The organism is Agrobacterium sp. LEGMi-208b, assembly GCF_059511785.1.
Map to the genome: position 1 here is coordinate 16,518 of NZ_JCALIC010000003.1, position 13,134 is coordinate 29,651.

The window sequence follows — 13,134 nt, forward strand, 5'->3', positions numbered from 1 at the left end:
GTATTTTCGAGCGGACATGACATATACCCTGTCTACAGGCGATCTGGATTTGCCACAATCTCAATGAGGTAGAAGGAAAGGGTCTCTTCCTTTGGCATAAGCTCAGCTTTTTCGGAACCGTCAAGCACAAGACAGTCGAGGAACTGAAGGCTGACAAGGCCCGCTTCCGTGGAGACCCGGAAATTATCAAGCGCCAGCAGCAGTCGCTTGTCTGATGACGCGGGAAGCGCGGTCAAGCCTACCACGACATGATGCGTGAGCGTGTGGCTGAATGCCCGACGGCGCGTCATGACATTGAGATCTATAATCGGACCACCGGTCAGGCGCGCCATGGTAGGTGCATCCGCCGGGAAGCGCAGCGGCGGGGTTTGCGGCGTCAGCAGGTTCTCGCCGAGCCCTTCGATGGAAAGCGACATGCCGTCGCCTGAAAGGACCGACAGCGTCCGGTCGATCCCGTCGAAGATCGAGAACGGTCCGTCAGTGGCGACGGTCGCCATGCTGACCCGCCAATCGAAATCGCCGAGAGCCGAATTTTCAGGAAAGACGGTAATCTCGACAGTCTCCCCGCCGCCATTCTTCCAGGGCATACGTTTGTGAGCGGCGGCGCGGAGGAGTTGCATTGATCAGTTCCCCAAAATACCGGGCAACCGCAGGCCCTTTTCCTTGGCGCAATCGATGGCGATGTCGTAGCCCGCATCGGCATGGCGCATGACGCCGGTGGCCGGGTCGTTCCAGAGGACGTTGCCGAGGCGGCGGGCGGCGTCATCGGTGCCGTCGGCGCAGATGACCATGCCGGAATGCTGCGAGAAGCCCATGCCGACGCCGCCGCCATGGTGGAGCGACACCCAGGTCGCGCCGGATGCGGTGTTCAACAGCGCGTTGAGCAGCGGCCAGTCGGACACGGCGTCGGAGCCGTCCTTCATCGCTTCCGTTTCGCGGTTCGGTGAGGCAACGGAACCGGAGTCCAGATGGTCGCGGCCGATGACGACCGGCGCCTTGAGTTCGCCGTTCTTCACCATCTCGTTGAAGGCGAGGCCGAGCTTGTGGCGGTCGCCGAGGCCGACCCAGCAGATACGCGCCGGCAGACCCTGGAAGGCGATGCGCTCGCGCGCCATGTCCAGCCAGTTGTGCAGGTGCTTGTTGTCAGGCAGGAGCTCCTTCACCTTGGCGTCGGTCTTGTAGATATCCTCCGGATCGCCCGAAAGCGCTGCCCAGCGGAACGGGCCGATGCCGCGGCAGAAGAGCGGGCGGATATAGGCTGGCACGAAGCCCGGGAAGGCGAAGGCGTTTTCGAAACCTTCGTCCTTGGCCACTTGGCGGATATTATTGCCATAATCGAGTGTCGGCACGCCGGCATCCCAGAAGGCGACCATGGCTTCTACATGCAGCCGCATGGACGCGCGCGCGGCGGTTTCAACGGATTTCGGATCGCTTTCACGCTTGGCCTTGTGTTCGGCAACCGTCCAGCCGATCGGCAGATAGCCGTTCAGCGGGTCATGGGCCGAGGTCTGGTCGGTAACGATGTCGGGGCGGGGACCGCCGGCCTTCATGCGCTTGACGAGTTCAGGGAAGATCTCTGCGGCATTGCCGAGCAGGCCGACCGACTTCGCCTCGCCCTTTGCCGTCCATTCGGCTATCATGGCCAGCGCCTCGTCCAGCGTCTTGGCTTTCGCATCGACATAGCGGGTGCGCAGGCGGAAATCGATGCGGGTTTCGTCGCTCTCGACGGCGAGGCAGCAGGCGCCTGCCATGACGGCAGCCAAAGGCTGTGCGCCGCCCATGCCGCCGAGGCCGCCGGTCAGGATCCACTTACCCTTGAGATTGCCGTCATAGTGTTGGCGGCCGGCTTCCACGAAGGTTTCGTAGGTGCCCTGCACGATGCCCTGCGTGCCGATATAGATCCAGGAGCCGGCCGTCATCTGGCCGTACATAGCAAGGCCCTTCTTGTCGAGCTCGTTGAAGTGATCCCAGGTCGCCCAATGGGGCACGAGGTTGGAATTGGCGATTAGGACGCGCGGTGCATCCTTATGGGTGCGGAACACGCCGACCGGCTTGCCGGACTGAACGAGCAGCGTCTCTTCTTCCGTCAGCGTCTTCAGCGTCGCGGCGATACGGTCGAAATCCTCCCAGGTGCGGGCGGCGCGGCCGATGCCGCCGTAAACGACCAGCTCGTTCGGGTTCTCGGCGACATCAGGATCGAGATTGTTCATCAGCATGCGCAGCGGCGCTTCGGTCATCCAGCTCTTGGCATTGAGCTGATCGCCGCGCGGCGCACGGATCTCGCGAATATTGTGGCGTGGGTTGGTCATTTCGAATGTCCCCGTTTTAACGTTTCAAACCAAGCGCGATCGTTTCGATCCGCTGCAGGATGTCTTTCAAATGCGTGCGCAGCCTTTCGGCTTTCGCGGTATCGTAGGCGAAGGGTACGGCCTCGGTCGCCAGATGGGTGGATTGCGCCAGTTCCATCTGGATCGCATGCACGCCGGTTTGAGCCTGGCCGTAGTGGCGCGTCGTCCACCCACCCTTGAAGCGGCCGTTGAGAATGGTGTCGTAGCCTTCCACTGCGGAAGCGACGGCAAGCGTTGCCTGCTCGATGGCGGCGTCGCAGCTCTTGCCCATGTCGGTGCCGATGTTGAAATCCGGCAGCTTGCCTTCGAAGAGGAAGGGAATGTGCGAGCGGATCGAGTGGCAGTCGTAGAGAACGGCCACCCCGTGAATGGATTTCACCCGCTCGATTTCTGCGGCCAGCGCCCGATGGTAAGGCGCATGAAATTTGGCGAGACGATTGGCAATGTCGGCCTCATTGGGCTGCATGCCGTCCTTCCAGATCGCCATGCCATCGAAATCGGTCTCCGGTACCAAGCCGGTGGTGTTCTGGCCGGGATAAAGACTGACGCCGGCCGGATCCCTGTTGGCGTCGATGACATAGCGATGGAACGTCGCCCGCACCGTCGTGACGTTGTCGAGGAGGCCGTCATAGAGCGTGTGGATGTGCCAGTCGGTATCGGCAAGGATTTTGCCGTTATCGTTCAGGCGCTCCCAGACGGCAAGCGGCACGTCGGTTCCGGTATGCGGAAAGCCGAGGATGATGGGCGAGGTGCCCTGGGTGGTTTCGAAGACACTCATCTCAAGCCACCAGCACCGGCAGGATGCCTGACGAAACCGAGGCGTTCAGCGTGCCGTTCGCGACGAGTTCGCTGGCAGCGGCAAGGTCGCCGGCCATGTAACGGTCCAACTCCAGCGTCGGGATGGTCTTGCGGATCGCCGCGATCGCCTTCTGCAGCTCGGGGCTGGTCGTCAGCGGCGCGCGGAATTCGACGCCTTGCGCAGCGGAAAGCGCCTCGATGCCGATGATGCCGAAGAGGTTCTCGGTCATCTGCAAGAGACGGCGGGCGCCGTGGCAGGCCATGGAGACGTGGTCTTCCTGATTGGCCGAAGTCGGCGTGGAATCGACGGATGCCGGATGCGACATCTGCTTGTTCTCGGACATCAGCGCCGCCGAGGTCACTTCGGCGATCATCAGGCCGGAGTTGAGGCCGGGCTTCCTCGCAAGAAAAGCCGGCAGGCCGTAGGAGAGGGCGGGATCGACCAGCAGCGCGATGCGGCGCTGGGCGATGGCGCCGATTTCGCAGATGGCAAGCGCGATCTGATCGGCGGCGAAGGCAACCGGCTCGGCATGAAAATTGCCGCCGGAAACGACGGAATTGTCCGAAAGCACGAGCGGATTGTCGGTGACGGCGTTGGCTTCGATTTCGAGCGTGCGGCCGACGGAGCGCAGAAGGTCGAGGCAGGCGCCATCCACCTGCGGCTGGCAGCGGATGCAATAAGGGTCCTGCACGCGCTCGTCGCCCTCGATATGGCTTTCGCGGATCACTGAGCCGGCCAGAAGGCCGCGAAGGGCAGCGGCGGTATCGATCTGGCCCTTATGGCCACGCAGCGTGTGGATATCCGGATGGAACGGGGCGGAAGAGCCCATGGCCGCATCCGTCGACATCGCGCCGGTGATGAGAGCGGCCTGCGCGGCGCGATGGGCACGGAAGAGGCCGGCAAGCGCAAGACCGGTCGACACCTGCGTGCCGTTGATCAGCGCCAGACCTTCCTTGGCGGCCAGCACGACCGGGGTCAGACCGGCTTTTTGAAGTGCCGCGCCGCCATCCAGCCGTTCGCCGCCAAAGAAGGCTTCGCCTTCGCCCATCATGACGACGGCAAGATGCGCAAGCGGTGCGAGATCGCCCGAGGCGCCGACGGAACCCTTTTCCGGAATGACCGGGATGACGCCCTTTGCCAGCATGCCTTCGATGAGCCGCACCAGCTCCAGCCGCACGCCGGATGCGCCGCGGCCGAGCGAGATCAGTTTCAGCGCCATGATCAGCCGCACAACATTGTCCGGCAGCGGATGGCCGATGCCGCAGCAATGGGAAAGAATGAGGTTGCGCTGCAGAGTCGCCACATCGGCGCTGTCGATCTTGATTGATGCCAGTTTGCCGAAGCCCGTGTTGATGCCGTAGACCGGGGCATTGTCGGCAGCAATTTCCGCAACGCGCGCGGCAGCCTTGGCAATGCTTGTATCAAACGATGCGTCGAGCCGGGCTTCTTCGCCGGTCCAGTAGATGCGCTCGAGATCGCTGAGGGAAACGGAGCCCGGATGAAGCGTGATGGTCATGATTCACTCCTGCGGCAGCTTGCTGCTACCAATTGATAGAATTGCAGTCCTCGGCGGACACGAGAATGCATCGGATTGAAGCCCATGCGGTAGACCAGCTCCGCCGGTCGACCGATGCTCCAGACGACGAAATCGGCCCATTTGCCGGCCTCCAGCGTTCCCACCACGTCGACGAGGCCGAGCGCACGGGCGGCCTCACGCGTTATGCCGGCGATGCATTCCTCGACCGTCATGCCGAAGAGCGTCGCGGCCATATTCATGGTGAGGAGGAGGGAGGTGAGCGGCGAGGTGCCCGGATTGGCGTCGGTGGCGACCGCCATCTTCACGCCGTGTTTGCGGAAGAGCTCGATTGGCGGCTTCTTCGTCTCGCGGATGAAATAGAAGGCGCCCGGCAGGATGACGGCGATGGTGCCGGCCTTGGCCATGGCGGCCGCGCCCGCATCGTCTGTATATTCGAGGTGATCGGCCGAAAGCGCGCCGTAGCGGGCGGCAAGCGCCGCGCCATGCAGGTTGGAGAGCTGATCGGCATGGAGCTTGACCGGCAGGCCGTGGCTCTCCGCGGCGTCGAAGACCTTCGCCATCTCGTCCGTCGAGAAGGCGATGCCCTCGCAGAAGCCGTCGACGGCGTCCGCCAGCCCTTCGGCGGCGATGGCCGGCAGCATCTCGCGGGCGACTTTGTCGATATAGGCCGCCTTGTCGCCGTTCATTTCCGCCGGAAGCGCATGGGCGCCGAGGAAGGTGGTGCGCACGGTGACGTCGCGTTCCTCGGCGATGCGGCGGGCCGCGCGCAACGACTTCAGCTCGTTCTCGGTATCGAGCCCGTAGCCGGACTTGATCTCCATCGTCGTCACGCCCTCGGCGATCAGCGCATCCACACGGGGGAGGGTCTGGCGCACCAGCTCGTCCTCGCTTGCCGCGCGCAGCGCCTTGACGGAGGAGACGATGCCGCCGCCCGCCCGCGCGATCTCCTCATAGGAGGCCCCGGCAAGGCGAAGCTCGAATTCATGGGCGCGGTCGCCGGCATGGACGAGATGGGTATGGCAGTCGATGAGCCCCGGTGTGATCCAGCGCCCCCCGCAGTCGATGCTCTCGGCGCTGGCAAAGGTGGCGGGAAGCTCGGCTTCGAGACCGGCGAAGGCGATGCGCCCGTCCTCGACGGCGATGGCCCCGGCCTCGACGATGCCGAGCCCCGGAAGGCTTTCGTTGAGCGTCGCCAGGCGCGCATTGAGCCAGACGCGGGGCGCGTCCCTTTCCGGTATCGTCATCGCGATTGCCTCTTCCCTGTAATAGATGTAATGTATATACATAAGGGCGCGACACGCAAGGCCCAATTTGAGGCCGCGTTCACGTTGCACCGGCAAGGAGGGGACGATGGCCGTCATTCATGCAAGGCAGGCGCTGCTTACGGGTGGCTGGGCGAACAATGTGCGGCTGCACGTCGAGGCGGGCCGCATCAGCGCGCTGGAAACGGACGTTGCGCCTGAAGCCGCCGACGAGCGCCATGACACCGTCGTCGCCGGCATGCCGAACCTTCACAGCCATGCCTTCCAGCGCGGCATGGCCGGCCTTGCAGAGACGCGCGGGCCGAGCAGCGATTCTTTCTGGAGCTGGCGCAACATCATGTACCGTTTCGCGCTCTCCATGACGCCGGACGATGTCGAAGCCGTCGCCGCCCAGCTCTATGTCGAGATGCTAGAAGCCGGCTTCACCCGCGTCGGCGAGTTCCATTATCTGCACCATGACAAGGACGGCGCACATTATAGTGATATCGCCGAGATGGCCGCGCGCATCGCGTCGGCCGCATCCGCGACGGGCATCGCCCTGACCTTGTTGCCGGTCTTCTACGCCCATGCCGGCTTCGGCGGCATGGTGCCGGGCGAGGGGCAGCGCCGCTTCATCAACGATGCCGATTCCTATTCGCGCCTCCTGGAACGCTGCCGCGCGCTCACCGACACGCTGCAGGAGGGCGTCACCGGCGTCGCCCCGCATAGCCTGCGCGCCGTTACATCCGAAGAGCTTTCCGCCGTCATCGCCATGGCCGGCGACAGGCCGGTGCATATCCACATCGCCGAGCAGGTGAAGGAGGTGGAGGACAGCGTCGCCTGGTCCGGCCGCCGTCCTGTGGAATGGTTGCTCGACAACCAGAATGTCGACTCTCGTTGGTGCTTCATCCACGCCACGCACATGACCGGGGCCGAGACGACCGCCATGGCGAAGGCCGGCGCGATTGCCGGCCTCTGCCCGGTGACAGAGGCCAATCTCGGCGACGGCATCTTCGCCGGCCAGGATTTCCTAGCTGCGGGCGGCCGATTTGGGGTCGGCTCGGATTCCAACGTGCTGATCGGCCTGCCGGACGAACTGCGTCAGTACGAATATTCGCAGCGTCTCGCCCAACGCGCACGCAACGTGCTGGCCGCCCCCGGCGGCTCGACGGGACGCGCATTGTTCGACGGCGCGCTTGCCGGCGGGGCCGCCGCGCTCGGCGCGCCGGCGTGCCTTGTCGCCGGCAATGCCGCCGATTTCGTCAGCCTAGCGCCGCGCCACGGCCTCGTGCTTGCCGGCGACGGCCTGCTCGATAGCTGGATCTTCGCAAACGGCGCGACGGTCGACTGTGTCTGGGTGAACGGGCGACGGCAGGTGGAGGGCGGTCGCCACGTCGCGCGCGAGGCGGTCGGCCGGCGATTTGCCGAGACGATGCGGGCGCTCGCCGACGCCTGACTTTTCATTGAAAGGCGCTTGGGCCTTTCCTATGATAAAGGCCGGGCGATTCCCGCCCGGCACACGCACGGAGCCGGCTATCTCCATTTCCCCAGATTACCAGCCCCAAGCCGACGCCAAGGCGCCGTCGCTGCACCGCCGCATCCTAGAGGACGTGGAGGGCAGAATCCTCTCGGGCGAATGGCCACCAGGCTATCGCATCCCCTTCGAGCATGAACTGAGCGAGCAATACCAGTGCTCACGTATGACAGCGAACAAGGCGATCACCGAGCTCGTCAAGCGCGGCCTTATCAAGCGCCGCCGCAAGTCTGGCAGCCACGCCACTCATCCGCACGCACAATCTGCCGTGCTGGAAATCCATGATATCCGCCTCGAAGTCGAATCGCTCGGCCTGTCATACAGCTACGAAAAGCTTTTGAGTACGCAACGAAAAGCAAAGGACGCCGAGCCGCCGCATGGACCTTTCCGAATCGGCACAGGTCATTGAAGTTTTGGCGGTACATTATGCTGGCGAGCAACCCTTTTGTCTGGAAGATCGCCTCATTAACCTGGAGGCTGTTCCGGAAGCCATCGGGGATCACTTCGATGAAGTGGCACTGGCCCCTGGCTGACAAGCAAGATTCCCTGGAGCATGGCCCAGCACCGGATCCGCGCCGTCGTGCCGACGCTCGTGTCGCCGGGCTACTTGCGGTCTCACCGGGCACACCATGCCTTGTCATGGAGCGGCGCACGCGGAGCGGGAGTTATAATGTCACCCATGTCTGTTTGACCTACCCGGGAGACAAGCACGAACTGGTCGCTGACTTCGCTTCAGCAACGAGCTGACGCTGAAAAGCGGAGAACCGTTTCCAGTTAGAACTGGCGTAAACATAAAGCTCCTCGCCCCTGGTTTGCATCCAAACTTGGGAACACTGGAAATAATGCGCCTCGCTCTTTCGAAACAAACCCTTGGGATCGTTGCGATGGTCGGTCGGCGGAAGAGGGCTTGTCGTCAAGTACGCGGTCTATGTTAAACCCTCTCCCACGATGCTCAGGTCGTCAAAACTCTTCCCACTGGTGGTCTCGTTCAAGTGCAGTATTGCCCGAGAAAGCGCGCGCGATTTTGTTTCCCAGCACCCGCGCAGGCGAAGTCGGCGGGACGTTCGTGTCCTTGGCATAGTAACCATGTCTCGGAGAGATCGTTGAAGGCAAGTCAGGGATAGGTCGCATGATGTCGGGCTGAACATTCGACGACATTTGGAAGAGCGTCAGAAGTTCGTTCAGCGACGTCACTTCTTGCGACAGGCTATGTGTCGCCGCGTTCGTCTCTTCTACCATAGCGGCATTCTTCTGAGTATCCTGATCCATTTGATTCACGGCGGTATTGATCTGTTGGAGCCCTGACGCCTGCTCCTGTGCTGCCTCCACGATCGCACTCACGTGCCGGTTGATCTCCTGGACCTCCACGACGATCGTCGCCAGCGCGCGTCCCGTTTCGCCAACAAGCTGAACGCCGTCCTGAACCTGTGCGTTCGACGTCGTGATCAGCGTCTTGATTTGCTTGGCCGCGTTCGCCGACCGCTGTGCAAGCTCCCGGACCTCCTGGGCGACCACCGCAAAGCCCTTCCCCGCATCACCAGCACGTGCAGCTTCGACACCGGCGTTCAAGGCAAGCAGGTTCGTCTGGAAGGCAATTTCGTCAATCACCCCAATGATGCTGTTGATTTCGCCCGACGATTTTTCAATATGCTGCATTGAAGCGACGGCCCGTCGAACCACCTCGCCCGACTGTTCAGCGCCTCTGCGCGTGCGGGCAACAAGTTCGCCTGCCTCTTGGGCGCGCTTCGTCGCGTCCTTTACCGTTGTGGTAATCTGCTCAAGGGCCGCCGCAGTCTCTTCCACAGCAGCCGCCTGCTGTGACGTGCGCATGGCGAGGTCATCCGCGGCGGTGCGGATTTCGTTCGAGCCTGCCTCTATACCGCGGGCGTTCTCAGATACACGCCTAAGGGCCGATTCGAGCTTCTCTGCTGCGGCGTTGAAATCCTGCCGCACAGTGTCTAGATGGGTTGCAAAGGGCGCTTCAATCCGGAAGGCGATATTCCCCTCCGAAAGTTGCGCCAACCCCTTGGCAATGTGTTCAGAGGCAAACCGCAGTTCGGCATCACTTTTTGCCTTTTCGGCCTCGCGTGCGTCCCGCTCACGCTCCGTCATGCTTCGGTTGGCGTTGGCTTCGCTTTCAAGGCGGGCTTTGTCCCTGTTATGCCCCAGCAAGACTTCGAGGGACCGTGCCAGATCACCAATTTCATCCTTGGCATCTTTGTCCCTCAGGACGAGCTCCAGATTTCCGTCCGCAATATCTGCAGTTTCTTCAATCACGTTGGAAATCCGGCCAATGAAGCGGCGCGCGACGATCCAGCCCGCAAGCGCCAACAACAGCGCGGCCACGCTGACGGTGATTGCTGCATCTCGCATCAGGACATTAAGTTGCGCAAACACAGTGCTCTTTGGAACAGAGACAATTGCGTACCACTTTGTGCCATCGGGCATCGCAACAACAGCGGCGACAGCCAAGTATGCCATGCCGTCCACCGAACTGATCTCATGTGCGACTCCGGGTGTTGCAATTATTTCGCTCCAACCAGATGTCTGCACGCTGGCTTCGGACAGGGTTTTCCCAATCAGCGAACCGTCTGGATGAGCGACGATCTTGCCAGTGCTTGATACTAAGCTGACGAAGCCCGTCCCCATGGGGTGGGCTGAGGTAAGCGCGAGGCTGGTTTCATGGAGGGATAAGTCGACGCCGACGGATCCGATCGGCTTTCCATTTTCCATGACCGTCTCCGCAACCGAAGTCATCAGCACATCCTTGCCGTCAATCGAATACGAATAAGGTTCGGCGACGACCGTGCGGCTCTCCGGAGGGGTCGCATAGCCCTCCAAAGGTGCATTAGAGATCTGATCGCCGCTCCGAACCCAGTAAGTTATGTAGCGGCCGGTCGCATCATATCCTTCTTTACCTTTGAACTCGTTATCCTTTCCGTCGAAGGCTTGCGGCTCCCAGCCGGACCAAATTCCAAGCAGATTGGGATTGTCCTTCAGTATATTGCGAAACAGATGATTGGCTTCATTGCGATCGGTGGATCCGGTCTCTTTCATAGTAAGCAAAGTCGTTTTTAGCGCATCAACAATATGAATAGTTCCGGCGACCCCTTTGTCGAAAACGAGTGCTTCGGTTTGTGCGATCTGCAGCATGCGCTCGATACTCGTAGCGCGCACATCCTCATAAGACCTATAAAAAAGTACCGCAGAGGTGGCGATTGTGGCAAAAACGCCGAACGCGGCCACCGAGAAGATATTCCGGCCGGTTGTCGATCTGAAGAGCAATGTAACCTCCCAAGTTTAGCTGTCGGCGTAGTTTCGTTGGCAGCTTCGACACCAACTACTTAAAGAAATATGACGAAGAATCATGGCACGGCTAAACGGGAGCGAGGGACGCGGTCCGAGAATAGCGATCAAGGTATTGATTAATTGCGCATATTTGACGAGTGCGTGGATCGGAGCAACGGCGGCTGTTGCGAAAAACGCAACTAAATCGTGCAGCATTGCTGTTGCATAAGAGCCCGTATCGTAATCTTCTTGTCGCAGATTTGAGGGCTTTGGGATTTACGGGTGGCATCATACAGCGGTCGCAAAGCGACGCTGTCGCAAGTACCAGCAGTGGCAGGCTTGATCAACTTGGCGCAGCCTTCAACTGCTCGTTCTCCCTTTATCCCCAACCTGTCACGCTCCTAAATCCTGCCGGCTGTGTTCCGCATCTTATCGAACTTAGTCGAGTGAGGGCGGGTGCAGACCGACTTTCCCGTGAGGAGTTTTGGAATGGTTTCGTATAGGTGTTAGCTGTGCTGGGAAAAGGCCCTCCTCGACATCGAGGACGTGAAGATGCGGATGCGCCGGCGCTCAACGATGCGGCTCCTTTAACCTGACCATCTGCACTAATGGCCCCTTACGTTTGTCCGAGAAGCAGTATGTGCGCCGACAAAGGACCATCGCGACGAACTAGCGACTAAAAGTGTACCCCACCTTCTTGCCTCTACGGCAACCAAATTTCAGCGATCCACCTTACGCTCGGAAGGCGGCACCTAGGCGGTGCGTATGCAGGCATTGGCTGACAGTGACACGATCCGGAAATAAGTTCCATAATCTATCTTATGCAATTTTAGCTTGAATTCATTCGTACTGCTATTCTAGATTGCCCTGAAGGAGACGACGGAATGCAGCGGTTGGATCGGTTCGAAAAGCTACTTGAGGATATCGGGGCGGTACCAACAGTTGAAGATGCCTTACAAGTATTTCAACGGGCATACGATATCGATTTCGTGACCTATCATCTGGCGCTGACGGTTGCTGATGTTGTCGATACCCCTTACGTGCGCACCACTTACAACGCTAAATGGGTATCTCGCTACCTGCTGCGCGATTACGTCAAAATCGATCCAATACTTCGTGAAGGCCTCGTGCGGCAGATGCCCTTCGACTGGCGCGAAGTCGAAGTACCGACCTCAGCCCATGGCTTTCTTCTGGACGCGCGCAATCACGGGATTGGCTCTAATGGTTTCTCCATTCCTATCATCGACAAGGCGCGTCTGGCTCTCTTTTCTGTCAATTCGCACAAAGCGGCGGACGAATGGGATGCAAGCATTAGACAATTCCGGAATGAATGGCGAGATCTGGCGGTTCTTATCCATCACAAGGCCATCTTCGAACTTCACGGCGAGCACGACCCGGTCCCACAGCTATCCAGTCGCGAAATCGAGTGCCTGCATTGGACTGCCCTGGGCAAAGACAGTATCGACATTGCGGTGATGCTGAAGCTCTCTGAGCACACGACAAGAGCCTACATCAAGTCGGCTCGCCACAAACTGGGGGGCGGTTCAATCACCTTTACGATCGCGCGAGCGATGCAGCTGCGACTGATCAATCCATTTGGCAATACCCCCAACTAAGGGTACCATTCTGGGGAATTTATCGGCTCTCGTGAAATCCTCATGGTGCTTTTCATCAAATGATGGAGGCAAACATGTATCTTCTTGTTCAGGCTCACGAATTTCACAGGTATACTGACCTTCTCGATCAATCGTTCCGGCTGAGAAAGCGGGTTTTTGCTGATCTCCTTCGCTGGAATGTAACAGTGTCCGGCCCTCATGAACGCGATCGCTACGACGAACTCCATCCTGCCTATCTCATATGGTGCAGCGATGACCGGCAAGTACTCTACGGTTCCGTCCGGCTCATGCCAACCACAGGCCCTACTCTTCTCTACGACGTCTTTCGCGAGACATTTCCGAACGCTTGCGATCTCGTTGCGCCCGGCATTTGGGAAGGAACCCGCATGTGTATCGATGAAGAAACTGTTGCTCGCAACTTTCCCGACATGCGTCCAGATCGTGCTTTTTGCCTGCTTCTCCTTGCGCTATGCGAAGTCGCCCTCGACCATGGCATCGATACACTGATCTCGAATTACGAACCGCACATGCGCAGGTTCTATAAACGCGCCGGTGCAGAGTTTGATGAGCTTGGTCGTGCCGATGGCTATGGAAGGTTTGCGGTATGCTGCGGAGCATTCGAGGTTTCGCAACGCGTCTGCAGCCAAATGCGGTTGAGATTGCAGATTACTCAGCCCTTGTACGCAGGCAGTTCATTCGCGGCGCGGGAGCCTGAAACGCGGGTGCTGTTGACCGCTTGAACTACGGCAATCGCGAGGGTCGGGAAGGGCG

The 13,134-nt window shown here is 60.2% G+C and carries 9 protein-coding genes and 1 pseudogene; 4 read left to right on the forward strand and 6 right to left on the reverse strand.

Going from position 1 to position 13,134, the window contains the following annotated elements; all coding sequences use genetic code 11:
• Positions 1-32: 32 nt before the first annotated feature.
• Genes AC5YUO_RS25455 through hutI form a run of 5 tightly spaced genes read right to left on the reverse strand, consistent with a single transcriptional unit; the run spans position 33 to position 5,928 of the window.
• Positions 33-620 (reverse strand): HutD/Ves family protein, encoded by a 588-nt coding sequence (locus AC5YUO_RS25455; RefSeq protein ID WP_496156580.1) that lies wholly within the window; start codon positions 618-620, stop codon positions 33-35.
• 3 nt (positions 621-623) lie between these two features.
• Positions 624-2,309 (reverse strand): urocanate hydratase, encoded by a 1,686-nt coding sequence (gene hutU, locus AC5YUO_RS25460; protein WP_496156581.1) that lies wholly within the window; start codon positions 2,307-2,309, stop codon positions 624-626.
• 16 nt (positions 2,310-2,325) lie between these two features.
• Entirely contained in the window at positions 2,326-3,126 is an 801-nt protein-coding gene (gene hutG, locus AC5YUO_RS25465; protein ID WP_496156582.1) for an N-formylglutamate deformylase, read from the reverse strand.
• 1 nt (position 3,127) lies between these two features.
• Complete coding sequence (gene hutH / locus AC5YUO_RS25470; RefSeq protein WP_496156583.1) at positions 3,128-4,663, reverse strand: histidine ammonia-lyase; 1,536 nt, start codon at positions 4,661-4,663, stop codon at positions 3,128-3,130.
• A complete protein-coding gene (gene hutI / locus AC5YUO_RS25475; protein ID WP_496156584.1) occupies positions 4,660-5,928 on the reverse strand; it encodes an imidazolonepropionase in 1,269 nt (422 codons plus the stop codon). The genes hutH and hutI overlap by 4 nt, the downstream gene beginning before the upstream one ends.
• Before the next feature lie 106 nt (positions 5,929-6,034).
• On the opposite strand from hutI, the gene AC5YUO_RS25480 reads away from it, so the two are divergent.
• Together AC5YUO_RS25480 and hutC are read left to right on the forward strand one after the other, a co-directional pair.
• Positions 6,035-7,381 (forward strand): formimidoylglutamate deiminase, encoded by a 1,347-nt coding sequence (locus AC5YUO_RS25480; RefSeq protein ID WP_496156585.1) that lies wholly within the window; start codon positions 6,035-6,037, stop codon positions 7,379-7,381.
• Positions 7,382-7,412: 31 nt separating this feature from the next.
• Positions 7,413-8,206: pseudogene (gene hutC, locus AC5YUO_RS25485) on the forward strand (histidine utilization transcriptional repressor HutC).
• Between the two features lie 213 nt (positions 8,207-8,419).
• Here the strand turns inward: hutC and AC5YUO_RS25490 are convergent.
• Entirely contained in the window at positions 8,420-10,744 is a 2,325-nt protein-coding gene (locus AC5YUO_RS25490) for a methyl-accepting chemotaxis protein (protein WP_496156586.1), read from the reverse strand.
• 887 nt (positions 10,745-11,631) lie between these two features.
• Here AC5YUO_RS25490 and AC5YUO_RS25495 point away from each other — a divergent pair.
• Both AC5YUO_RS25495 and AC5YUO_RS25500 read left to right on the forward strand, forming a co-directional pair.
• Complete coding sequence (locus AC5YUO_RS25495) at positions 11,632-12,363, forward strand: LuxR family transcriptional regulator (RefSeq protein WP_496156587.1); 732 nt, start codon at positions 11,632-11,634, stop codon at positions 12,361-12,363.
• A 74-nt stretch (positions 12,364-12,437) separates the two neighbouring features.
• Positions 12,438-13,103: an acyl-homoserine-lactone synthase gene (locus AC5YUO_RS25500; RefSeq protein WP_496156588.1), complete on the forward strand. Its 666-nt coding sequence runs from the start codon at positions 12,438-12,440 to the stop codon at positions 13,101-13,103.
• The last annotated feature ends 31 nt before the right edge of the window (positions 13,104-13,134 follow it).